At 44.9% G+C, this 24,060-nt stretch carries 26 protein-coding genes; 10 read left to right on the forward strand and 16 right to left on the reverse strand.

The window, feature by feature from the left end:
• Positions 1-59: 59 nt before the first annotated feature.
• A complete protein-coding gene (locus Q4Q46_RS06830) occupies positions 60-1,361 on the forward strand; it encodes a peptidoglycan DD-metalloendopeptidase family protein (RefSeq protein WP_259523674.1) in 1,302 nt (433 codons plus the stop codon).
• A 374-nt stretch (positions 1,362-1,735) separates the two neighbouring features.
• Here the strand turns inward: Q4Q46_RS06830 and Q4Q46_RS06835 are convergent, their stop codons facing one another.
• The 4 genes from Q4Q46_RS06835 to Q4Q46_RS06850 form a co-directional block, all read right to left on the reverse strand.
• A complete protein-coding gene (locus Q4Q46_RS06835) occupies positions 1,736-2,191 on the reverse strand; it encodes a hypothetical protein (RefSeq protein ID WP_311905568.1) in 456 nt (151 codons plus the stop codon).
• A gap of 90 nt (positions 2,192-2,281) precedes the next feature.
• Positions 2,282-2,806, reverse strand: a complete 525-nt coding sequence (locus Q4Q46_RS06840) for a M48 family metallopeptidase (RefSeq protein WP_006081173.1) — start codon at positions 2,804-2,806, stop codon at positions 2,282-2,284.
• A 47-nt stretch (positions 2,807-2,853) separates the two neighbouring features.
• Complete coding sequence (locus Q4Q46_RS06845; RefSeq protein ID WP_006081174.1) at positions 2,854-3,291, reverse strand: DUF3010 family protein; 438 nt, start codon at positions 3,289-3,291, stop codon at positions 2,854-2,856.
• A gap of 202 nt (positions 3,292-3,493) precedes the next feature.
• Positions 3,494-4,849, reverse strand: a complete 1,356-nt coding sequence (locus tag Q4Q46_RS06850; protein WP_006087417.1) for a DEAD/DEAH box helicase — start codon at positions 4,847-4,849, stop codon at positions 3,494-3,496.
• 248 nt (positions 4,850-5,097) lie between these two features.
• Here Q4Q46_RS06850 and rssA point away from each other — a divergent pair, with 248 nt between their 5' ends.
• Entirely contained in the window at positions 5,098-6,045 is a 948-nt protein-coding gene (gene rssA / locus Q4Q46_RS06855) for a patatin-like phospholipase RssA (protein WP_220592606.1), read from the forward strand.
• 129 nt (positions 6,046-6,174) lie between these two features.
• Here the strand turns inward: rssA and Q4Q46_RS06860 are convergent, their stop codons facing one another.
• Complete coding sequence (locus Q4Q46_RS06860; protein ID WP_311905569.1) at positions 6,175-7,188, reverse strand: NADP-dependent oxidoreductase; 1,014 nt, start codon at positions 7,186-7,188, stop codon at positions 6,175-6,177.
• Positions 7,189-7,335: 147 nt separating this feature from the next.
• Here Q4Q46_RS06860 and Q4Q46_RS06865 point away from each other — a divergent pair, with 147 nt between their 5' ends.
• From Q4Q46_RS06865 to Q4Q46_RS06895, 7 genes are all read left to right on the forward strand, one after another.
• A complete protein-coding gene (locus Q4Q46_RS06865) occupies positions 7,336-7,854 on the forward strand; it encodes a MarR family winged helix-turn-helix transcriptional regulator (RefSeq protein WP_311905570.1) in 519 nt (172 codons plus the stop codon).
• A 120-nt stretch (positions 7,855-7,974) separates the two neighbouring features.
• A complete protein-coding gene (locus Q4Q46_RS06870; protein ID WP_311905571.1) occupies positions 7,975-8,664 on the forward strand; it encodes a hypothetical protein in 690 nt (229 codons plus the stop codon).
• Between the two features lie 259 nt (positions 8,665-8,923).
• Entirely contained in the window at positions 8,924-11,041 is a 2,118-nt protein-coding gene (gene nrdD / locus Q4Q46_RS06875) for an anaerobic ribonucleoside-triphosphate reductase (RefSeq protein ID WP_106650181.1), read from the forward strand.
• Positions 11,042-11,144: 103 nt separating this feature from the next.
• Entirely contained in the window at positions 11,145-11,606 is a 462-nt protein-coding gene (gene nrdG / locus Q4Q46_RS06880; RefSeq protein WP_198572215.1) for an anaerobic ribonucleoside-triphosphate reductase-activating protein, read from the forward strand.
• A 114-nt stretch (positions 11,607-11,720) separates the two neighbouring features.
• A complete protein-coding gene (locus Q4Q46_RS06885; protein WP_028760414.1) occupies positions 11,721-12,077 on the forward strand; it encodes a YibL family ribosome-associated protein in 357 nt (118 codons plus the stop codon).
• A gap of 273 nt (positions 12,078-12,350) precedes the next feature.
• On the forward strand, positions 12,351-12,965 hold the full coding sequence (gene ribA / locus Q4Q46_RS06890) for a GTP cyclohydrolase II (RefSeq protein WP_006087423.1): 615 nt from the start codon (positions 12,351-12,353) through the stop codon (positions 12,963-12,965).
• Positions 12,966-13,022: 57 nt separating this feature from the next.
• The gene (locus tag Q4Q46_RS06895; protein ID WP_311905572.1) at positions 13,023-14,000 is read left to right on the forward strand and encodes a hypothetical protein; all 978 of its coding nucleotides are present in this window, start codon (positions 13,023-13,025) and stop codon (positions 13,998-14,000) included.
• 62 nt (positions 14,001-14,062) lie between these two features.
• Here Q4Q46_RS06895 and Q4Q46_RS06900 read toward each other — a convergent pair whose 3' ends face one another.
• The 5 genes from Q4Q46_RS06900 to Q4Q46_RS06920 all read right to left on the reverse strand — a co-directional run bounded on the left by Q4Q46_RS06900 (position 14,063) and on the right by Q4Q46_RS06920 (position 19,417).
• Positions 14,063-14,524, reverse strand: a complete 462-nt coding sequence (locus tag Q4Q46_RS06900; protein WP_311905573.1) for a FlxA-like family protein — start codon at positions 14,522-14,524, stop codon at positions 14,063-14,065.
• 264 nt (positions 14,525-14,788) lie between these two features.
• Complete coding sequence (locus Q4Q46_RS06905) at positions 14,789-15,172, reverse strand: VF530 family protein (RefSeq protein WP_106650186.1); 384 nt, start codon at positions 15,170-15,172, stop codon at positions 14,789-14,791.
• 179 nt (positions 15,173-15,351) lie between these two features.
• A complete protein-coding gene (locus tag Q4Q46_RS06910; RefSeq protein WP_311905574.1) occupies positions 15,352-16,815 on the reverse strand; it encodes a carbon starvation CstA family protein in 1,464 nt (487 codons plus the stop codon).
• Between the two features lie 197 nt (positions 16,816-17,012).
• Entirely contained in the window at positions 17,013-17,723 is a 711-nt protein-coding gene (gene btsR, locus Q4Q46_RS06915) for a two-component system response regulator BtsR (protein WP_006081188.1), read from the reverse strand.
• Positions 17,720-19,417, reverse strand: coding sequence for a sensor histidine kinase (locus tag Q4Q46_RS06920; RefSeq protein WP_006087428.1), 1,698 nt, complete (start codon positions 19,415-19,417; stop codon positions 17,720-17,722). Before Q4Q46_RS06920 ends, btsR begins: the two co-directional genes overlap by 4 nt.
• Before the next feature lie 128 nt (positions 19,418-19,545).
• On the opposite strand from Q4Q46_RS06920, the gene Q4Q46_RS06925 reads away from it, so the two are divergent.
• Positions 19,546-19,788, forward strand: coding sequence for a YecH family metal-binding protein (locus Q4Q46_RS06925; RefSeq protein WP_311905575.1), 243 nt, complete (start codon positions 19,546-19,548; stop codon positions 19,786-19,788).
• A gap of 151 nt (positions 19,789-19,939) precedes the next feature.
• Here the strand turns inward: Q4Q46_RS06925 and Q4Q46_RS06930 are convergent, their stop codons facing one another.
• From Q4Q46_RS06930 to Q4Q46_RS06955, 6 genes are all read right to left on the reverse strand, one after another.
• Positions 19,940-20,284 carry a ribbon-helix-helix domain-containing protein gene (locus Q4Q46_RS06930; protein WP_106650191.1) on the reverse strand — a complete coding sequence of 115 codons (345 nt, stop codon included), beginning with the start codon at positions 20,282-20,284 and terminating at the stop codon, positions 19,940-19,942.
• Entirely contained in the window at positions 20,271-20,939 is a 669-nt protein-coding gene (locus Q4Q46_RS06935) for an AAA family ATPase (protein ID WP_106650192.1), read from the reverse strand. Before Q4Q46_RS06935 ends, Q4Q46_RS06930 begins: the two co-directional genes overlap by 14 nt.
• A 76-nt stretch (positions 20,940-21,015) precedes the next feature.
• Positions 21,016-21,318 (reverse strand): PilZ domain-containing protein, encoded by a 303-nt coding sequence (locus tag Q4Q46_RS06940; protein WP_106650193.1) that lies wholly within the window; start codon positions 21,316-21,318, stop codon positions 21,016-21,018.
• A gap of 158 nt (positions 21,319-21,476) precedes the next feature.
• Positions 21,477-21,881 (reverse strand): phosphate-starvation-inducible protein PsiE, encoded by a 405-nt coding sequence (locus tag Q4Q46_RS06945; protein WP_106650194.1) that lies wholly within the window; start codon positions 21,879-21,881, stop codon positions 21,477-21,479.
• Between the two features lie 138 nt (positions 21,882-22,019).
• Positions 22,020-23,192, reverse strand: a complete 1,173-nt coding sequence (locus tag Q4Q46_RS06950) for an NnrS family protein (protein ID WP_311905576.1) — start codon at positions 23,190-23,192, stop codon at positions 22,020-22,022.
• A gap of 344 nt (positions 23,193-23,536) precedes the next feature.
• On the reverse strand, positions 23,537-24,046 hold the full coding sequence (locus Q4Q46_RS06955) for a DUF2062 domain-containing protein (protein WP_006087434.1): 510 nt from the start codon (positions 24,044-24,046) through the stop codon (positions 23,537-23,539).
• Positions 24,047-24,060 lie beyond the last annotated feature (14 nt).

A 24,060-nucleotide genomic window follows, 5' to 3' on the forward strand; every position in this document is an offset into this window, starting at 1 on the left:
CTTCCCTCATAGGGACTGGTTCAAAAATAAAACGCAAAGTTAACGAAAGGTGAAAAGCGTTGCAGACAGGCAAACCCAACTTTATCAACTTATCGCAAACCCGTTTGCAGAACTTATCATCGACCCAAAAAAACATTCTATTAATGGGTGGTTTGTTGATTGGCGCTGCTATGTTAATGCCGAATAATGGTCATGTTGTGCCAACTGCTCAGCGTATCCCTGTTGTCCTCGATATTGAAAATATTCTCCCCCAAGTTTCTGAACCTGAAGTCCAAGATCAAGCAGCCCTTATTAATAACGCTCCACAGTTTGAGCGAATTATCGTTTCTGGTGATACCTTAAGTGGGTTATTTTCGAAAGCGGGTGTTGATCAGCAGACCATGTATAAGGTGTTAGAAGCTGATTTAAATATTTTGGCACTTGATACCTTATTGCCTGGTAACAGAATGCAATTTTGGCTCGATAACGAAGGCCAATTACAGAAATTAGAACTTTATTTTAACGCCGCTCGCCAAGTGGTGTTTACACGTTATGAAGACGGCAGTTTTAATGTTGAAGAAGTCAACGTTGAAGGCGTTTGGCAAAATCGTATTATATCTGGCGATATTAAAGGTTCGTTTTACGTCTCTGCACAAAAAATGGGCTTAGCTGCGGCAGACATTCAGCGGATTGAAGATTTACTCAAAGAAAAATTGAATTTCGCCCGTGATTTACGCGTTGGCGATAAATTCTCTGTTTTGGTAAATGATCAATATGTTGAAGGTGAAGCAACGGGCAGTAGCCAAATTTTAGGCGTGAGTATTAAAACAGGCCGTTCTGAAATTAGTGCATTTCAATATACTGACGGCAGTTATTACGATGCCAAGGGCCAGAGTTTAGTGCGTGCGTTCCAGCGTTATCCATTAGCTAAGCAACCCCGCATGAGTTCTCGTTTTAATCCTTATCGTAAGCATCCAATTACTGGCCGTATTTCACCCCATAACGGAACCGACTTTTCAGTGCCTATCGGGACTAAAGTGATTGCTCCTGGTGATGGTGTTGTTAGTTTAGTGACTGATCACCAGTTCGCTGGTAAGTATATTGTGATTGACCACGGTGGTAAGTACCGTACCCGTTACCTGCATTTATCTAAGGCGCTTGTGCGTAAAGGTCAGCGAGTGACTCGAGGCCAAGTGATTGCTTTATCAGGTAATACTGGTCGCTCAACGGGTCCACACTTACATTATGAATTCCATATCAATGGTAAACCTGTTGACCCGTTAAAAGCGGATATTCCTATGTCTAGCAAGTTAGCGAATCAAGACTTACGCACATTTACCAATATGGTGAAGAGTCGTGAAGCTATGATGAACCTTGGCTAATAGAACTAAGTCTCGCCAAGTCTGAATAAACGATAGTACTGGCTTTTCTTGAAGAGTTTACCAATGCCGATGAAATGCAAATTTCATCGGCATTTTTGTTTCCATCATTCTTCTTGTTGTAGATATTTTTCTGCTATCACAAGTATTCTTACAAGTTGTAAGGAAGCTTTAAATTTATTCGATCCGCAGTACTAGCGATATAAACAGAAGGGGATAAATAGAGCGGATGTGGTGAGCTTCAGTTAGGGTGTTATAGCGAGTTATTCTTTTGACAGTTAAGAGACTCAATTTGGCAGCTGATGACCTTTAAAGCTAACTAGCACTCTTTATTAGGGACTGAACAGAACTAAATACCTAGCGTTAAATAGCGTCTCTCAGCTTGCTTGGCGTCTTTGCATAACTTTCAATGCACACTTACACAGTTTACCTTTTAGAGCGGGGCAGCCACCGCAGGGAGACTTTTTAAAAGGACGTAATGCAAAGCTGTGTTCTGTGGGTAAAGGAGTGAGCCGAGTAATCATAGTCGATGAAAATGTCGCATCATTAGCGGCAATAAACTTAGCCTTTGCCAGTTTTAACTGTTTCTTGAGTGCGGATTTATCGCTATGGGCAAATTCTTGTTGTGAAATATGTTTCGTGAGTAATTTGGTGAGGTGCTTACGCTGAGCTTTTTTATTCGTCAAAGATTTATCAGTCAGTGTGTTCAGATGAGATAAGGATGGAATCGCTTTTCCTGAACTTGGAACAGATCTCGGCTGTGTTTTGAGTAACTTTTTAGCTTGTTTTTTACACCACTTGCTCAAAAGTTTATCGATATTCTGTTTCGTCATTGTCGTTACTGAATTCTGCAGCGTGAGATACTTCAATATTCTAAATGAAAACTATTATCAGTCAAGTTGTGGGCGAAAAATATACTAAGGTCAAGTGTCGGCTTTATCTGCGGAATAAGGGGATATGTTGGCGTCGATACAGGTCAATAATAAGCGTAAATCAAATTCAAACTGGTGATAATCCGGCTCCATATGAGTACACAAATTATAGAAAGCCTTGTTGTGATCTTTTTCTTTTAAATGGGCTAATTCGTGTACGACAACCATACGTAATAAAGGCTCTGGTACGCGTTTTAAACGTGAAGAGATGCGAATTTCGTTCTTAGCTTTGATTTTATTGCCTTGAACTCGCGCGACATAGGAATGTAAGCCAAGTGCATGATGACTAATGTTAATTTTGTCATCAAAGATCACTTTCGAGAGTGGTGACGACTGGCGTAAAAATTGGTTTTTAATCGCTTGGGTGTAGTCGTACAGCGCTTTATCACTGCGAACGCTATGTATGACAGGATGACGTTTCAACAGTAGCTTAGGTAATGTGCCAGCATCGAGATGTTGCTGTACCTGCTGTTGAATATCTGGGCTGTAACCGCTTAAGTATTTTAATGGATTCATAGGGAATTTGGCTCCGAATGACTTCGGAGCCTGAGTCATCGCATTACTTAAACTTTGCCGAAAATACGGCGATTTTGCTGGGCGTAAGCGGCTTCGAAAGCTAACTGCTGCACTTTTTTAAGATCTAAACTATCGAAATCAACCTGTGGTGGATTGCGCTTGTTTTGCTCTTTGATAGTGACAGGAGACAGTAAGCTGACAGGTAATTCACCTAATTGAATCGCGGCTTCAAGTTTAAAACTTGTGGCTGAGCCCGCCAATTTACCTTTTTGTTCACGTTCAATGATGACAACTTCATCAACGCGATAATCTTGCATAAGCTTATGAAAAGCGAAGTGAAACTCACGAATAGCTTCTGTGGTAGCAGATTGGGAAACGGTGAAAGACACCTTACGGCATTCTGGCACATTGAAGGTTTCACCTTCATAGCTCAATAAACTGATAATGGCTTCGCCACCTTTTAATTCAACACCACAAACTCTCATGTTACACCTTCAAAATATCGATAATAGCGCTATTGTAGCTGGAAATGACGTGAGGATCAGTGTTTACCCTGCGCTTTTGATTCGCTTGGCGACAGACTGATACGCTTAGTGCGTCAATTCCCAGTATTCGATCAGCCAATGTAATGGGTATCAGAAATAAAATCTGATGTTAAATCCACCGGCATGTATGCTTTAATTTGTTCTAAACTTCTTCTGTATCATTGTCTTGCAGTAATTTCGCCGCAGCAGGCTTTTTACGCATTGGTGCATCGCCAATGTCCACGCCCGTGATAAAACGCTTATCCCGTGAAGGCGCCGGTGTGGCTGCTTTAGTTCTTTTGCTCTTACCTTTAGCAAGCTCGGCTTTAGCAACACGTTTTGCTGGTGTCTGTTTAGCTTTGCTTTTTAGACCACTAAATTTAGCTTCTAGACCTGGAATAGTACTGATCTCAAAGGTCTTTCTAAGGAAGACTTGGACTTTCTTAAAGTTGTCCCAATCTTTAGGCCCGACGAGCGATATAGCATCACCTTTCGCGCCAGCACGGCCAGTACGACCGATACGATGCACGTATTCTTCGGCAAATTTAGGCATGTCGAAGTTAACGACCAAGGACACATTAAGCAAATCCAGACCACGAGAGGCGACATCGGTCGTCACGAGAACTTGTTGTTGGCCACGGGCAAATTGGTCCATGATTTGGTTGCGTGCGGCTTGCTTTAAATCACCGCTGAGTGCTGCGGTTGCAAAACCTTGCGCAGTTAATTTAGCGGCTAAGCGCTCTGTATCTGGGCGTGTCGCGGTAAAGATGATCACTTGCTTATGGGTTTCATCTTTGAGCAAACGGGCTAATAACGCTTCTTTATGGTCTAAGTGGTCACATAAAAAGATACGTTGGTGAATGTCGTTATGCTCAGAGTGAGCCGCGCCAATCGCTACGTGCGCTGGATTTTTTAACAGCGTTGCCGCGATATCATTGATTTCGTCATGATCTAATGTGGCAGAAAACATAAGCGTTTGACGACGTTTATGATCGGCAGCATCGTTGATGGCTTTTAACTGCGGGGCAAAGCCTAAATCTAACATACGGTCGGCTTCATCGAGCACGAGTAATTCTAAGCCATTTAGGAATAGATGTTTTTGCTCTAAATGATCGGCGATACGACCTGGCGTCGCGACAATGAAATGCGGCTCTTTCGCTAAGGCTTTCGCTTGATCGTTAAAGTTTTCACCGCCCAGAACGCTGATGGCCTTGTATTGGGTGTTGGCGACCAGCAGGCGAAGCTGACTATACACTTGATGTGCTAGTTCGCGGGTCGGTAATAAAATCAATACTCTAGGATCGCGTTTTGACAGTGAGCGGGTAGAAATGACTCTTTGCAATGCGGGCAACAAAAACGCTAAGGTTTTACCTGAGCCCGTTTTTGATGACGCCATTAAATCTTTACCTGCCAATGCGATAGGCAGTGCTTGTTCCTGGATGGCGGTGGGTTCTGTGATCCCCATATGTTTTATGCTTTGAAGCAGACGCTGGTCCAGAGAAAAATCGGTAAATTGCAAAGGTATATCCCCTAAATCTTAGTAAGGGCAGATTATAGCCTTAATCGCCCTAACTCAGCTATCCACATCGGCGATTATCTCTGTTTCATACATGGATTTATCGCCAAAGTGTGTCATTTACACTCTGTTGCCTGCATTTGTTTACATTGACGTTACAAGAACTTAATTGTCTTGGTTTCACTAATTGACAGTGGATTTGGAAGGAGTTTACGTTATCGTGTAGCGGGTAGTGTAACAGGAGAATGATTATGGCTAACGGAACAACCCCTTCGGTGGGTATTGCCTTGGGTAGTGGCGCTGCGAAAGGTTGGGCACATATAGGCGTGTTGAATGGCCTTGCCGCCATGGGGATCAAGCCCGATAAAGTCGCGGGATGTTCGGTAGGTGCTTTAGTCGGAGCCGCTTACGCCCATGATAATTTACCTGAGCTAGAAGAATGGGTTCGGAGTTTCTCCAGCTGGGACGTGCTTGGCTTGATGGATATACGATGGCGTAAAGGCGGGCTTATTGGCGGCGATAAGGTATTTGATGTGCTGCAAGCTCGGATAGGCGATGTGAATATTGAGAACCTCAATCGTCCCTTTGCCGCGGTGGCGACCGATTTGTATTCGGGGCAGGAAATATGGTTTACGGAAGGGGATTTACGTCAAGCTGTGCGCGCGTCTTGTTCCATGCCGGGGATTTTAGCGCCCGTAAAACAGGGAGACCGCTGGCTCGTTGATGGTGCTGTGGTGAATCCAGTGCCAGTTTCTGTTAGTCGTGCCATGGGCGTTGATCTGGTGATTGCCGTGGATTTATATGGTTATCATTCTGGCCGTATTCAAGTATTGCCGGTGAACATGACGAGTCAAAAGATAACGGAACCTGAAATGGATCCATCTGCAAGACAAGAAACTGGATTTATGGATTTGTTTGCCCGTGGCCGAGATTATGTCAGCAATCTGACCGATAAGTTTTCACTTGGCACTAAATCGAATCCTGGCATGATTGCTGTAATGTCGCAATCAATGGGCATTTTAGAGCAAAGACATAAACGGGCGCGCTTGATGGGCGATCCGCCAGATATTTGTATTGTGCCTGAGGTCGGCAATATCGGCACTATGGAGTTTCACCGTGCCGATGAGGCGATTGCCGCTGGCGAGGCTGCCGTTGAAAAGGTGGCCCACTTGATTGAAGCTGCGATGTGGAAGGGCTAATCCGTTAAAAGATAAACAGTTGACTATCAAATAGAAAAAGTCGGTATAACTCGCGTTATACCGACTTTTTGCTATCTAAAACTGAGTCTTGTTATCTAAACAGAGCGTTTATGTCACTTTGATGGCGAGTTACGCTAATTTCACCAACATTTTACCGCGATTCTTACCTTCAAACAGACCGATAAAGGCATCCGGTGCTTGTTCAAGCCCTTGATAAATGGTTTGTTCAGCTTTTACTTTACCTTCAGCTAACCATTGAGCCATTTTAGCGGCAAACTCAGGATAATGTGCCCAATGTTCGGATACGATAAAACCTTCTAGTTTAAGTTTACGCATCACTATTAGGGCCAAGTTGTCTGGACCAGGTGTTGGCGCTGTGTCGTTATACTGCGAAATCATACCGCAAACGGCGATACGACCATGATCTTTCATATTGCTCAGCGCTGCGGCTAAGTGTTCGCCACCAACGTTTTCAAAGTACACATCAATCCCTTCTGGCGCGGCCTTTGTGAGCGCTTGGGTGAGATTGCCACAGGTTTTGTAATTGATGATGGCATCAACACCATAGCTTTGCAGCAATGCCGCTTTTTCATCTGAACCCACAGAGGCGATTACGCGAGCCCCCATCAGTTTACCAATCTGGCAAGCAACACTGCCGACGGCGCCTGATGCGGCAGAAACAAACAGGGTTTCACCTGCTTTTAAATCTGCGATGCGAGTCAGTCCCGTCCACGCTGTCATGCCCGGCATACCCAGCACGCCGAGGAAATGTGAACTGTCTAATTCGGTTTGCGGCAGAGCGGTCAGTCCAGTCGTGTCGGTGACAGCGTGCTCGCGCCAACCTAACATACTGCTGACTTTAGTGCCTACTGGGAAATCACTGTTTTTAGACGCGATAACTTCACCAATCGCGCCGCCTTCTAAGACTTGATTCAAGGCGAAGGGCGGAACATAACTCTTACGATCTACCATGCGGCCGCGCATATAAGGGTCGACCGACATCCACAGGTTTTTTATCAACACTTGGCCATCGGCGAGCGGTGATAAGGGTTTATTTACTAAAGCAAAGTTCTCTGCCGTAGGCATGCCTTCAGGGCGACTGGCTAAATGGATTTCACGGGTTTGGGTAATAGTGCTACTCATAGAAAATTGACCTTTTGTTTGTGCGCAAACTAACTGCGTCAACTGTACGTGGCTTCATGGCACAATGCAAATATTTTGCGCGCAAACTAGATGCAATTGGGCGGATCGGATAAGATAGCGCTATGTTTGAATGACAGGCGCTTAAACGTGCAAAATTGTTTATCTCACCCAGAGCTCGGATCTACAGAGCAGAGTCAAAACCCAGAGCTACAAAACCCAGAGTCACAAAGCCTAGCGCCAAGGGATGCACTGTGTTTATCTGATAATGTGTGCTTCGCGTTATATTCTGCGAGCAATGCCTTAGTGCGCGCTTATCGGCCTTTACTCGAGGCATACGAGTTAACTTTTCCTCAATATCTGGTGATGCAAACCCTGTGGCGTCAAAATGGCTGTAGCCAAACCCAGTTATCAATGGCGACTAAGCTCGATATGGGGACGCTAACGCCTATCGTTAAGCGGTTAGAGGTAAAAGGCTTGATCACGCGTTTGGCCTGCGTTGAAGATGAGCGGAAAAAATTGATCACTCTGACGGCTCAGGGAGAGGCGATTAAGCATGAAGCCCTAGCTTTGAAGCAAACCTTACTAAATAAAGTGCAGATGGATGCCGAGGCACTCGATTTACTGAGGCGGCAATGTCTTGCCCTTATTGAAGATTTACAGTCCTAGAGATAAACCTACGGGTGCTGTTCGCTACCCGAGAATTCAGGCTCTGCACAGATTAATACTTGATTGGCTTAGTTTTTGCTTTAAAACCGTCATTGAGTCTTAGACGCCGAATTTTTGACGATGAATTCTATTTTAAATGCCTTCAATCTTAATCGCAGCAGTACCAGTATCGCCGATGCCTATGGTGCCAATAGCCAAAAGACGAGTACGGCTAAAACCGATGCGACCACTGAGACCAAGAAAACTCAGACGGATGCCGCTAAACCCGACACTGGTAGAGCCGATGAGATAGCGCTGTCGCCACGGGCGCAACGTGCACAGAAAATTCAGTCGATGGCGAAGGATTTTTTTGCTGATGGCAAATTTGGTGTCGCCGATATTCCCGCATTAGTGTCACGTTTACAAAAAGACGGCATTTTATCGGACGTGCAACTCGACCGTTTATCGAAAAACGGTATTACAGTTCCGAGCACAACCACGCCGAGCAAGCAGTCGCTGCAAGATTTCTTAGATGATGAACTCAAATCATTAGCCAAAAAATCACCGAACAACCCCCTGATAAATACCTTGGTCGATGCAAAAAACGTTTTGACCAATATGGATGATGCTCAGTCGCCAGTGCTCGCTCAAAAAGCCACCAAAGTCCTTGGTCAATTAACGGATTATTTAAATTCCGAGCCACCACTAACGGATACCCAAAAGCAGCAATGGCAGGGGCTTAAATCTATGATGCAACTCGCTTCGTCTATGGGCTCGCATCAGTCGGCATCGGGCCAACTCAGTAGTTATCTCGCACTCGCTAAGCGTTAATCTTGAGTTATGGTGCTTGATCATCACTGATTTCAGGCATCAACTAGCTGGGTTTAATCAGCAGGTCAAGGCGCAATTTTCAGATAATTGGACCTAGCTGCAGTTCTGGTTTGTTCTTTTATTTCTTCCTAAAAACTATGATCTGGATCATGGACGCTTCATCGTCGTTGTAGCCTAATGCTCTACATATTGTGTTTTATTCTTTTAAAATCACTAGATGTAGTGTTAATTTTTAGGCGAGATGGAGAGGAACTGAACAATGCCAGTCGTAATTAAGCGTGATGGTTGCCGCACACCTTTTGATGAAACAAGGATAAGGGATGCAGTGAATGCCGCTGCAAACTCAGTTGGAATAGAGGATGGCGACTATGCAGCGACAGTGGCAGCGTGTATCAGTCAAAGTGTCGCGACCTTAACCGAAGTTGATATCCATCATTTGCAGGATGCGGTTGAAAACTTGTTGATGGAAGGGCCGTATAAATCATTAGCGCGAGTGTATATCGAATACCGTCACGACAGAGATGTGTGCCGTGAAGCGACCAGTAAACTCAATCTCGAAATCCGTGGTTTAGTCGAGCAAAGCAATGCGGCCTTACTCAATGAAAATGCCAATAAAGATTCGAAAGTTATTCCCACTCAGCGGGATTTGCTCGCGGGCATAGTTGCTAAACATTATGCCAAGAGTCATATCTTGCCTAAGGATGTGGTCGCTGCCCATGAGGCGGGCGAGATCCATTACCACGACCTAGATTACTCGCCGTTTTTCCCGATGTTTAACTGCATGTTGATTGATTTAGCTGGCATGTTGACCCATGGCTTTAAAATGGGTAATGCCGAAATTGAAACCCCAAAGTCTATTTCAACGGCGACAGCAGTGACCGCACAGATCATTGCCCAAGTGGCGAGCCATATCTATGGCGGCACAACTATTAATCGTATCGATGAGGTGTTAGCCCCATTTGTCGCTAAGAGCTACGACAAACATTACCAAATTGCCCTGAATTGGAAGATTACCGACGCTAAAGCCTTCGCCACGGCGCAAACTGAAAAAGAATGTCATGATGCATTTCAATCTTTGGAATATGAGGTCAATACTTTACACACTGCCAACGGTCAAACACCGTTCGTGACCTTTGGCTTTGGATTAGGCACCTCGTGGGAATCGCGCTTAATTCAGCAATCTATGCTCAAAGTACGGATGGCGGGATTAGGTAAAAACCGTAAGACGGCAGTTTTCCCTAAGTTAGTGTTTGCGATTCGTGATGGCATTAATCATAAAGCGGGCGATTGCAATTACGATGTCAAACAGATGGCGCTCAAATGCGCGACTATGCGCATGTATCCCGACATTCTCAACTACGAGCAAGTCGAGAAAGTCACAGGTTCATTTAAAACCCCAATGGGTTGCCGCAGCTTTTTAGGCACCTATGAGGAAAATGGCGAACTCGTGCATGAAGGGCGCAATAATCTTGGGGTAGTGAGCTTAAACTTGCCGCGGATTGCCTTGGAAGCGAAGGGCGATGAGGCGGAGTTTTATCGTCTTTTAGATGACAGATTAGTCTTAGCCCGTAAAGCGCTGGATACGCGTATCGAGCGACTCAATGGCGTTAAAGCCCGCGTGGCACCTATCCTCTATATGGAAGGTGCCTGTGGTGTGCGTTTGCGCGCCGATGAAGATGTCTCTCAAATTTTTAAAAATGGTCGCGCATCGATTTCACTCGGTTACATTGGTCTGCATGAAACCATGAATGCACTCTATGGCACCCAAACCCATGTATTTGACGATGCACAATTAAGGGACAAAGCCGTCGCTATTGTGGCTTATCTTAAAGCCGCCACGGATGCGTGGAAGGCTGAAACAGGTTATGGCTTTAGTCTGTATAGCACCCCAAGCGAGAGTCTTTGCAGCCGTTTTTGTAAACTGGATGCGAAGCAATTTGGCCTAGTCACAGGGGTGACGGACAAGGGCTATTACACTAATAGTTTCCACCTCGATGTGGAAAAAAGCGTAAATCCCTACGATAAAATTGATTTTGAACAGCCATATCCCGCAATTGCGAACGGCGGCTTTATTTGTTACGGCGAATACCCCAACATGCAGCATAATCTCGAAGCGCTTGAAAACGTTTGGGATTATAGCTATAGCCGCGTGCCTTACTATGGCACGAACACGCCAATCGACGAATGCTATGACTGTGGCTTTACTGGCGAATTTAGCTGTACTAGCAAAGGATTCACTTGCCCTAAGTGTGGCAACCATGAGCCAAGTCGAGTGTCAGTCACGCGCCGTGTGTGCGGTTACTTAGGCAGCCCTGATGCGCGGCCCTTTAATTATGGTAAGCAAGAAGAAGTAAAACGTAGGATCAAACACTTGTAACATTATTACCTTATTCTGCCTGTTAGACTTATTCCGTGGCATCAATGGTGTCATGGGGTAAGTACCAATGTTAAAAGATGAAATGCACTGTGAGTGACCATCAATGAATTACCATCAGTATTTCCCTATCGATGTGGTCAATGGCCCAGGTACCCGTGCGACCTTGTTTGTCTCTGGCTGTGAGCACCAGTGCCGCGGTTGTTACAACCAAAGCACGTGGGATCCCCGTTCTGGGCATGTATTTGATAGGACGATGGAAGATAGGATTATTGCCGATCTTAATGATAAGCGGATTGTGCGCCGTGGTTTATCGCTTTCGGGCGGAGATCCTTTATTGCCTGTCAATCTCAGTGCCATTTTGACGCTCGTCAAACGAGTCAAGGCTGAGTGTAAGGGGAAGGATATTTGGCTGTGGACAGGTTATGTGCTCGATGAGTTGAGTGATGAACAGCGCGCCGTGTTGGCCTATATTGATGTGCTGGTGGACGGAAAATTTGAACAAAGTCTTGCCGATCCGAGTCTCGTGTTTCGCGGTAGCAGCAATCAGATCATTCGTTTGTTATAAAAGCGGTAACGAGGATCTGTAACTTGCTGCTATAATCTCAGGCCTTGACACAGACGCTAGCATAATCAGGCTAAGATTTTACTGTGGCTAACTTAGGTAATTTAAGGTAACAGAATGAATTTAAAGCAAGAACTGCAGCAGCTTAACGATAAATTAGATAAATTTCGTCGTAAACTTGCTGCGGCTGAACAAAGAGGCGATGACGTCATTATTGCCCAGTTCAAACGCGAAATCGCTGCGGTCACTAAGCAAATCGGCAGTGTGAAAGGCCAACAAACCCGCTTATTGAATAAGCAAGGGTCAGATATCAAAGGTTTGCCTTTCCATCGTGCTTTGACAAAAGCGGAACAAGCAGACATGGGCAAACTGAAAAAGTCTGTGAAAGGGCTTGTGGTAATCCACCCTATGACGGCTATCGGCCGTGAAATGGGGCTAACGGAAGTTACTGGATACGCTCCCGCAAAATTTTAATGTGGGATTGGATGTCACTGGCACGGGATCGAGTGTCGATCGCGTGTTTGTGCTCCTTGTATTTAATGCACTGCTTCGTTTTAATCCATTCCTTCGTGCTGCCCATCGAAAAGACATTCATGTTTGGTTTAGTTGATTAAAACACTAAAGTATTTCTGGATTGTTCGAAAACACTTTAGAATAGTGCGCTTAGTTGGCTAAGTGCCTAATCCTCGTTTTGTTTCTAGGGATCTTATTCGTCTCATGGAATGAGAGTTGTCGTTAAGGTTAAGTATGTCGATAAAATATGTCGCGACGTCAAAGTTACCCACTCCTTGGGGCGTGTTTGCCATGCATGGTTTTGAAGATACCGAATCAGGTAAAGAGCATGTTGCGCTCACATTCGGTACGCTCAGTGCGGATGAACCTGTGTTGGGCCGTATTCATTCCGAGTGTTTAACCGGCGATGCTTTATTTAGCTTGCGTTGTGACTGTGGTTTTCAGTTACAAGCTGCCATGCAAAATATTGCGGAAACGGGCAGTGGCTTTATCCTCTATTTACGCCAAGAAGGCCGTGGCATTGGTTTGTTGAATAAAATACGCGCCTACGAGTTGCAAGATAAAGGTGCCAACACAGTTGAGGCCAACGAGCAGTTAGGTTTTGAGGCCGATATGCGTAAATATGACATGATCAAACCTATGCTAGAACAGATAGGCGTGAAGCATGTGCGCTTGATGACCAATAATCCTCGCAAAGTAAAAGCGATGAAGGAATTTGGCATCGAAGTGGTTGAACGCGTACCGCTGCAAGTTGGTAAGAATCGTTACAACGAAGCCTACTTAAAGACCAAATCCACTGAGCTTGGACACATGATGTCTGAATATCATTTTATGGATGAAAATAAGTAGCTTTGTATTTATGATGGGTCGACCGATTGAGTCAGAAATGAGTAAGGTTTAAGTCAATTGAGCCATTTTTTCAGTCGGTTGCCATTATGTTTGTCGTTAATTTGCTTAGTGTTACTGAGCATTGTTTCTGACGTTTTCGCCAATAGTACATCCCCCGCAAATACGTTCGCATCTGCGACATTTACGTCTGCGTCTCAAGCAAATGATGTTGGCGTGCCTGTCGTTCCTGTTTCTATCAGTTATGCGCCGAGCAGTAATGCCAATGGCAGCAATCCGATAGAGTCGAGCAGTAATCCCAACTCTGTTTACGCCTTTGGAAGTTATCTCGGTACTGGAGTGTATCGCGCCGCCAACCAAAATGCGACCGTCGTTAGTATTCCGCTAAGTTTTGATTTGAAGAAAGACAGCGGTAGCCAGACTTGGTTACGTTTACCTATCTCCTTTGGATTTTTTGATTATTTAGCCAAAGATATCACCGAAGGTGAGTTACCGTCATCGATAGGGACTATGACCATTACCCCAGGTTTTGAGCATCATTGGCAAGCGAGCGAAAACACTCGAATGGAAGGGTATTTAGATATCGGCTTTGGTACAAACTTCGATAAAAACGATAACGTTGCCATTATCGCATCTGGGATCAGCAGTTTGTATGATTTTACCCTAGCTGGGCAAGATGCGGTGTGGGTGTCGAGATTACGTTTCGCTGGGTACAGTGAGCATTATGGTAAGTTTGCCGATCAATTTGCGGTGTTACAAACAGGCGTGGATTTAGGATTAGCGCCGCGCTGGCAATGGCGGGATCTGCAGGTGCAACCAAGGGTCTTTGCTGTGGGTTATTGGTATTTCAATGAACTCAGATTTATCAGCGAGATAGAGCAAGACACCATAGTTTCTGGCAGCTATGAGGCCGGTTTTTCCCTCGCATTTTCTAAGCCCCTTGGGGGCGAATTGCTGGGTGTTGATCGTATTGGATTCAGCTACCGGCGTGGCGATGGCTTGAATATTTGGCGTTTGATGTTCAGTTTTCCTATCTAAGCAAAGCGGGTGAATAATTGTCGGTTGATTTTGTACAGGCTTGGTAACTAAACTATCTTTAGTTAATCTGACTTTTTAGCATCTTGCATCTTTTTATCCAACAAGGTGGCGATTTGACCACTAAGTAACATTATTTGTTCTTGCAGCATCTTACGTTGCTGATCTGCAGCTTCTGAGTCATCTCCCTTAAGCTTGGCTAGCATCTCTTGTAATTCTTTGATTTGCTCTTTTATCTTTTTGATTTGTTCGTCAATTAACGTTAGGGGTTCCTCTTCTGTTGTTGTGATTTCAGTTTCATTTTTTTTAGCCAAGGCTTTCTCTCTTAAAGGGGCTCCGAAGTCGTTGGATAAAGCCGCGCGGCCCGCATTAGAAATGGAGACTGTCTCTTGGGTATCTTGTGAGTCAGTGGACTCACTATTCGCCGTGGGGGTTTTTATTGCGGCTGGTGTCGCTGCGATATATGCGCTTGATACGGCGGTGAAACCTGAGCCAGTTGCGTTACTGTTTATTCCATTAATGTTCATTTAACACTCCATTCATGCAAATTTGGATCATGCTCCACTTCTATCGGCCATCAATTTGAAAACTGAAGTCACTTTTTGTCGCTCAGCCAAAAAGAGTGCTTGCTCATGGCTCACAGCCGCTTAGTAAACGCTATTAGCCACAATTAAATTAAAGGTGTGGGTCAGTGCAAATAGGTTAGTAAAAACGATGAGTTATTGATTTATTATAACAATACAGCCCTGATTCTAGGGCTGTTTACGCTTTATGGCAGCAGCGGTCTAGGATTAATTGTTACCCCAAATATGGCTGTTTACTTTGCCATCTGAGCTGGATTTCTCGCTTTTAGCTGGCTTGTCTGTCGTAGTTTGAGTCGCTTTTTTAGTTGTGATTTTTGCCGCAGGCTTCTTAGCGGTTTGACTCGCTTCGGCTTTAGGTGGCGGTAAGGGTAATTTGTTGGCTTTTAAATAAAGATATTCGACTTTATCCCGTGCCCACTCTGTTTTTCTTAAAAAACGTAAACTGGATTTGATGCTGGGATCGTGGGTAAAACAGCGGATATTAATTCTCTCACCTAATTCTTCCCAGCCGTATTTCTCGACTAAGTAAGTGATGATCGTTTCCAGTTTAATGCCGTGGAGCGGGTTATTCGATTGATTCATATTATGCATGTTGCAGTGTGCTATGGCGGGAGTATAGCAGTTTTGTATGCCTGATACAGTGTGCAATGGTATCGAGTCAAGCTTGAATACCTTGCTCGCTCACACCAGAGTCTGCAGTTATTGGTGGAGCAGTATGATCAAAACAGGCGCAATAAAGCGCCTGTTTTAGCTTGGTCATTCGGACTGTTTTATGAGTCTTTGACTGTTTCTTTAAGCTCAGTTTCTACCGGTAAATCAATCTCACCTTTACCTTTGGTTTTAACAATCAACAGCGCTGTAATCACTAAGGTGGTGACCACGCCTGCTATGGTTGATACCGTCATCGGTAAGCCTGCACCTAAGGTTGACGAGTTCAGCAGGAAGGTGATGACCACTGTGGTCATAAACATCGCTGGAATAGTCGCAATCCAATGCAGTTTGTTATGGCGTAACAGGTAAGCCGAAGTCGTCCACAGCATTAATACCGCGGTGGTTTGGTTTGCCACACCGAAGTAGCGCCAAATGACACCAAAATCCACTTGAGTCAACATACCGCCGATAACAAACAGTGGGAGAGCTAACACTAAGCGTTTTGGCAGTGAGATTTGTGGCATGTTGAAAAATTCAGCCAGAATCAAACGCGCAGATCGGAAAGCCGTATCACCTGAAGTAATCGGCAGAATAATTACACCTAGGATAGCCATAAAGCCACCGACAGCGCCTAACAGACCAGTAGAAGCCTCATAGACCACGTTGGCAGGGTTGCCTGACATGCCCGCACTTAAGCCTTCAACACCGCCGAAGTATGATAATGCAATCGCACACCAAAGCAGTGCAATAATGCCTTCGCCAATCATGGCGCCAAAGAAGACGAAGCGACCATTGGTTTCGTTTTCAACGCAGCGTGCCATTAATGGTGATTGCGTTGCATGGAAACCTGATACCGCGCCACAGGCGATGGTGATGAATAGCGCAGGCCAAAGTGGCATGTCATTTGGATTTAAGTTTTGGAAGAAATCGCCCGCTTGTACGTTAGGCAGTAAGGTGTGCTCGCTTGATAGGATAATCGCGAAAGCCAGACCGAACGACATGAAGAACAGTAAAGCGCCAAAGAAGGGGTACAGACGACCGATAATTTTATCGACTGGCACCACAGTTGCAATCAGGTAGTAGACGAAGATAATGCCCACAAAGATACTGACGTCCCAACCGGTAAGCTTGCCCAGTAAACCTGCAGGCGCAGAGATAAAGACCACACCAACCAGCAATAACAGCACGATAGCAAACACGTTCATGAAGTGTTTGGCACTCTTTCCTAAATATTTACCCGCAAGGTTTGGCACAGATTGGCCGCCGTTGCGTACTGACAACATGCCAGAGAAGTAGTCATGCACGGCACCCGCAAAGATACAGCCAACCACAATCCACAACATGGCCGCAGGACCATAGAGGGCACCTAAGATAGGACCAAAGATTGGGCCTACGCCTGCGATGTTTAATAATTGAATTAAATAGACTTTACCCTTAGACATAGGCACAAAGTCGACGCCATCAGTTTGAGCGAAAGCAGGTGTTTGACGATTAGCGTTAATGCCGAAGACTTTCTCGACAAAGGCGCCATAGATAAAGTAGCCGCCGATCAGCAGACCGACACAGAGTAGGAACCACATCATTTTTGTTATCTCCCCATTTGAGTTCTGGCGAGTGTAAACAAGTTGTTGATATAAAACTTCGCAATCTCAATGAGTGGTCGAAAATGCAGGGTGAGCGGTAATAGGTGGGCTTGAGTGGTTGCAATCGTATGTTAACGGCGGGTGTTGTTGGCCATCTTGTGACTAAAAATACCCGCTAAGATGGCTTTTTGCTTGAGTTATTGGAAGCCGAACAGCTGTTTAAGGCTCTTAAGATAACGCCGTGAGACGGGCACTTTATCCCCTGAGTGGGTGGTGACTTCGGCGCCCGTGTCTAACAGCTCAATTTCGGCAATTGCCTTAGGTGAAATCAAATACTGCCGATGGCAGCGCACCAGTGGGGTTTTTTCTTCAAACACTTTTAAGGTCAATTGGGTATGGACTTTGCCTTTCGTACTGGCCACATGGATGCCGCTCAAATCACTGAACACATATTCCACATCTTGGATGGCAATCACCTTGAGTTTATTGCCGCTGTAACAGGGAATATGTTCCAGACGCTTTGGGGTAATGGGATCCATGATTTGAGGCGTCAGATTTTTACGCACCCGAGTGAGGGTTTTACTGAGTCTCTCGGCATCTATCGGTTTAAGCAAATAATCGAAGGCATGGTTATCGAAGGCCTTGACGGCAAATTCGTCGTAAGCGGTAACAAACACAATTTTTGGCATGTTATCGGGGTCGAGCATAGCGATAAGTTCCATGCCCGAAATGCGCGGCATTTGGATATCGAGAAAAATTAACTGAGGTTTTTCTTTGGCTATGCTTTGCAACGCCTCAATGGCATTAGCGCATTGACCAACAATTTCAATGTCGTGTTCTTGCCCCAAAAGATCGGCTAATTCTTCACGAGCAAACAGTTCATCATCAACAATTAAACAAGTGATCACGTGCGGGTGTCCATATTGGATATCTCAGGGTTTTCTATGGGTAATCTTATGGTGACACGAGTCAATTCATCGGCTTCGCATTCTACTGTGACACCATATTGCTCGCCAAAAATATTTTGAATGCGTTTATGCACTAAGTTCATCCCTAGGCCTTCAGAGCCCTCAACGGGCTGATATAATCCGGCATTGTCTGTGACTTCTAATTCCAGCACATCATTTTCGAGCTTGCCCGTCACTTTGATCTGCCCTTGCTCTATCATGTGCGAAGTGCCGTGCTTTACCGCATTCTCAATAATCGGCTGCAGGGTAAAGGCCGGTACTTTGCAGTGGTAGAGTGATTCAGGTATCGCGATACTGACTTGTAATTTATCAATAAAACGCGCTTTTTCAATGGTGAGATAGGACGCGATGTGATCGAGCTCATCCCCAAGCGTCACTAAGCCTGTCGTTCGCTTCAAATTAATCCGTAAAAATTGAGATAACTGCTGCAGCAATTGCTTAGACATATCGGGATCGCGCTTGATAATCGCGCTAATGGTATTGAGTGCATTGAACAGAAAGTGTGGATTAACCTGCGCTTGCAGTAATTTTAATTCGGCTTGAGTCAGCAGATTTTGTTGTTGCTCAAACCGGCCATAAAGAATTTGGTTTGATAACAGACGGGCAATACCTTCACCTAAGGTGCGGTTAATATTCAAAAAAAGTTTATTTTTCGGCTCGTAGAGTTTGATGGTACCAATGACTTCGGTATCACTGCGCAGCGGGATCACCAGACTCGACCCTAAACGACAATTACTCGAAATAGAACATGAATAGGGCATTTCAACGCCATCGGCGAACATAACTTTATTTTGATTGATCGCCTCTAAGGTGATCTTGGAAGAAATCGGAGTACCAGGCAGATGATGATCGGCACCTATGCCAATAAAAGCCAACAGTTTTTCCCTGTCAGTGATAGCTACTGCGCCCACATTGGTTTCTTCTATGACGATTTTGGCGACACGGCTGCTGCTTTCTTCGTTAAATCCTTTGGATAGGAGTCCGACACTGCGTTCGGCTATCTTTAACGCTTTAGTTGAAAAACTGGAAGAGAGTTTATCGAACATAGTTTTTTGGTCGCGGATCATGCTCATAAAGAGTGCCGCTCCTACGGAATTGACTAACAACATGGGCGGCGCTATTTGACGCACTAACTCCCATGCATCATCGAAGGGGCGGGCGACCAGTAAGATGATGCTCATTTGCATCATTTCGGCATAAAAAGTCACTAGGCAAACGAGTAATGGATTGTAGATAAGCTCACTTTTACCCGCACGTCTTAAGTAGAAGCTTATCATTCCTGCGGATAATCCTTCTAAGGTGGTGGAAATAGCGCAGGCTATTTCAGTAAAGCCGCCCATACTGTAGCGGTGAAGACCACCTGTTAGTCCTACCAGAAAACCAGTAACGGGCCCGCCTAATAATCCACCTAACACAGCGCCCATAGCACGGGTGTTGGCAATCGCGCCTGATGTTTGCTCACCAAAATAGGTGGCCATGATGCAGAAACTCGAAAAAATCAGATACATAAAAATCTTATGTGGCAGACGCGGGGAGGTTTCGGCAAACAGTTTAAACAGCGGCGTTTTACTGACTAAGTAAACGATCACTAAGTACAGCGACATCTGTTGGGTCAATAATAGGATCAAAGACATAATGGCTCACATTATCGTCACAGATGTCAGCGCAGTGGTATCAATTAGAAAGTCTGTGCGCGAGATCAGGGTTCAAATTCTACCGTTAGGATATAAAGAACAATAATATTGCATCTTTAGGAGGACATATGTCCAATTCTGTTCACGGTCATGATGTTATGGCGCTGATGGTAGCGCAAGGTACCGCTATTATAAAGCCTGAATTATTATCCCTTATGGGACAAAAGTTTGGCTTTGCGGCTCGATACCATACGTGTAGTGCCGCCGATCTTAGCGCTGAAGCATTGATTCAGTTACTCATAGCGAAAGGTAAGTTCCATGAAACGCCCCAAGGCATTGAACTGGCCGCGGGAAGAAAGTGTGAGCATTAATAGATTGTGGTTATACATATTTCGGCAATCGCGTAACTGTTATAAGAGAGCAGATGAGTAATACAAAATCATTAGAGTGTGGAGACGTTTGCTCATAGAAAGACATTGAGCGTGACCGAATATTACCGTTTGGCTTTATCGGCTTAGAAGTTTAGGTTTCGTCGTGGCGTTTATTGGCAATTTGGTTCTGCTGCGCGGGTGTGAGTTGGCTAAACTCATGGATTAAAATACGCAGCAAGCGTGATTTTGCAATGCTGGTGGATTTCGATAAGTCATCGAGCTGGGCAATACTTTTTTCTGTCAGGGTAAAGGTGGCGTGGCGATACATCTTAGTCGACTTTTTATCTAAGCCCTTAACTGTCGCTTGAGTCTGAGCCGCGGCTAATAAACTCGCCTTACCTAAGGCGTAGTTATTGGCATCTTCAATGAAATCATCGACAGAAACCGGCTTGATGATTTGCTTAGGTTTCTTACGTTTAAGATCAGTTAAGCTCATAGCTATTTTCTGGTGGCATAGCAAATAATTCATCCGCTATAGCGCGGATCTCATCGGCGGCTTTTCCATCGGGTTCGATTTCGACCACAGAGGAGCCTTTTTCTTCACTGTCATCATAAATATTTCGACAAAAGGTGACGGAGTTCAATACTCTTAATCCAAAGGATTGCACCACATCTTTAGCCTCTAAAATACGCTTAAATTGTGTAGGAAGCGCAGGGCATTGGGTGAGCACAATCGTGGCGATCATTTTCGGGTTCACCATCTTACAAGTGCTGAGCATGTCTTCCATGTGGGGTAATGTTTTAAGATCGCGTCTTTTGGGTCTGAGGGGGATCACAACATAAGTGGCTACCGACATGGCAGCGCGCATGGCCAAGTTATCCTGACCACCACAGTCAACAATCACGTAATCAAAACGCTCATTGAGGCTGAGTAAATCATTACGAATTTTGCCATAAAGCTGAATGCAGTTAATGCTGGGCAGGCTGGGATCATTATTTCTCGCTTGGATCCAATCTGAAGTGGTGCGCTGGGGATCACAATCGACCATAAGGACGTTTGCTTGAAATTTTTGCTTGATATAAACGGCAAGATTTTGAGCGAGGCAACTTTTTCCGCTACCACCTTTTTCACCACCCACCAGCAAAATCATAGTGACGCCCCTTAATGACTTGTTCAATTCATTGAGTGTAGAACAGACCCATTAAACCTGCGAAAATTAAGTTAAATTAAAGCAATTGCATGGCAATGTGGTAACTTTGGTCGTGGCATTTCGCGCAGCGGCAGACTTGTCCTTTGACGGTATTTTGCTGGGTGGAATCGGGATTAAAGGTCACTTCGATGAGTTCGCCCAGTGCAAAGGGACGTTTATAATCGAATAAAATACCGCGTCTGGCTAAGTCGATACACACGCCTTCATCGGTTTGCTTTATGCCTTGTGCATCAATCCAATGTAAGACGACACGCTCCGCTTCCATGTCCACTCGCAGTGATGTGCGTTTTTCTTCAAAACCAGTAGTATGGTCACCCATAACTCAATTGCCCCGTAAATTATTGATCTCAGTAAAACTAGCATAATTGCTTTTTGGCAGAATACCAATGTGAAAGCTAGGTCTTTGATAATAGTTTTAAAAGGAGGACAACAGGTGCTATTGAATTTGTCTTCAATAGCACCAACTCAGGTGCTTGATTAATTGTCGTATTCTTGGTTTTTCGGATAGGGCATTTTTAATTGACCCCAACGAATGACGATCACAGTTGCCGCTAAAATTAACGTCGACAGTGATATCGCGGCAATACGCCAATCTTCCATACTCTTCATATCTAAAATGAGGTAACGAGCTAAGGCCACAATTGCGATATACAGTGGCATACGCACGGGTAACTTACCTGATTCATAGTAGTTCGCCACCATGGCTAAGACTTCTAGGAAAATAAATAACAGGAGTAAATCCGCTAGTGCAACCATACGGACAGAGACAATATGCACAATTTCTTGGCCTATCGCGACGATAGTGGCAATGGCAATAATAAACAGAACTAAGTGTTCTACAGCTTTGAGGCTCTTAGAACCATATTGGTGATAAAATGGCATGGGCATTCCCTACTTGATGTTTTTTTAAATAGTAACAGTAAAAATCAGCTTGTAGGGAAAAGCGCAGTTATGCTGTGTGACTTAATTCACAGATATGTTCAATCTACATTTAAGTGCCAAATTCAGTATTAACATGTCCTAACCAGGTCGACCATCAATTCTGGCTTGGCACAACATAGGCCCATAGCAGATACAGAAACAGCCGAAGGCGATGACCCAAGATGTTATGGCGGCCAGCAGTAATGATGCCGACCATAGCGGGATTATCCCTGCTAATACTCGAAACACTGCCGCAAGCAGGATTAAGCCAAAGGCATACTTCATTATGCTTGGCGGTTGCAGTGTTCGGCCCGTATGGCCTAACGAAACCCGCGCCATCATAGCTAAAATCATCCCAGCTAACCCACCAACCGTTATCGCGTGCATACCAACGGATAAGGGGAAACCCAAGCTAATCAGTGCTAAACCAATTGGGATACACACATAGCTAAGATGCAGCGACCAGAGCAAAGGTACGCGCCAGCAGGCATGCCAACCCCAGCGATGCCAGCGCAGCAGTAAAACGATACTCGCAATCCCTGCCATACTACGGAGCAATATTTGCTCTTGTAGGATCAAGCTAATGACTAATCCAAAGAGACTGATAAAGCTCAGCCATTCGAGCACTGGAATCGCAGTTTGACGCTGCCATTGGGTGGCGCGCTCGGTGAAAAAAGGGATCACTCGGCCACCTAAGAGTGCGACTATGATGCTGATTAACGCAACCGCACTATATAAGCCTATGTTTATCCATTCAAATTGATTTGTTAAAACGCCGTAGTAACTCAGTGCATTCATTAGGGTGAGCAAGGTGAGAATGGGGATAAACACAAAGTTTCGCCATTGACGAACGCGGATCACTGCTTGGGCGAGTATTAACGCCGTTAGCGGCAAAAATAGTAAGTCGATAAACATGATGAGCGTAAAGGGAATCGCTAGCGGCATGAGTAATAATAGCCGTGGCAATAACCACACACTGAACAACCCTAACAACCAAGTTCCTTTAATTCCAGCTTGGCCTGTCCAGTTTTGCACTGCCGTTAGTAAAAAGCCCGCGACCACGGCGCAGACAAATCCAAAAATCATTTCGTGACCGTGCCACCAAAGTGGATTAACGGATTGCGGCAACAGATTGATCCCTGAAAGAAAACCTCCCCAGATCCCTAATGCCAATACGCTGAATAAACTCGCAAACAGGAAAAAAGGCCGAAAGCCTAATCTAAATAAGGCGATTTGTGGTTGTAAATGTGCGGGCTCATCAATATTCAACATAATTGGCTCTTGAGTATCTGACTAAATCTGTCGGATATTTTAAGCTGCAATTAAAATGAATGTATATATCCCAATATGAGTATTCCTGGTGCGGCGTCTGTTTAAGACGCAATCTAGTCTGCACAGATGGCGCTCAACATGAGAAACGACAATCTCTAGCGTGAAAGGAGTGAGCGCGCGACAGACGTTAAAACGACAGGATGTAAAGCGAGTGGAAGAAGAGCGATTTGGGGGCACATTAGGTCATGAAGAATAAGCTAAGATATTGAACCGCTTATACTGTTACTAAGGTTAATTAGCTTTTGGCTAAAACTGCATCAGCATAAGCGGTGGGAAAGGCGAGGTTATTTATTCTTACGTTTTTGCCACTTAAACATAATCGAATATTTCCACAGATTATTAATCAATAAATAACCCACTGCGGAAAAAATTACCCCGAGCACAAGGCATCCCAGTAAAAACGCCGGACCTATGGTGGCAAGGGAGGCTTCAATCCATTGCCAACTGGCTTCGAAGGCAAAATCTTGCGGCGCATGGCCGAGTATCTTAGCGCCGAGTAAATACGCGCCATAAAACATCACTGGCATAGTTAAGGGATTGGTTATCCAGACTAATGCGACAGAAACGGGAATATTAACGTTAAATAGAATGGCAAAAGCCGCAGCCACTACCATCTGAAATGGCATAGGGATCCAGGCGACAAATAATCCCACTGCGAATGCGCCAGGAGCGGATTTGCGATTTAGCGCCCACAAATTGGGATTATGTAATAAGCGTCCAAACATGCGTAAGTGTTTATGCTCACGCAAGGTTTCAGGCTTAGGCATAAATCTTTTGATTAATTTTTTTGGCATAGGCTGAAATTGCT

This window comes from Shewanella vaxholmensis (assembly GCF_031932135.1).
GTDB classification, from domain to species: domain Bacteria; phylum Pseudomonadota; class Gammaproteobacteria; order Enterobacterales; family Shewanellaceae; genus Shewanella; species Shewanella hafniensis.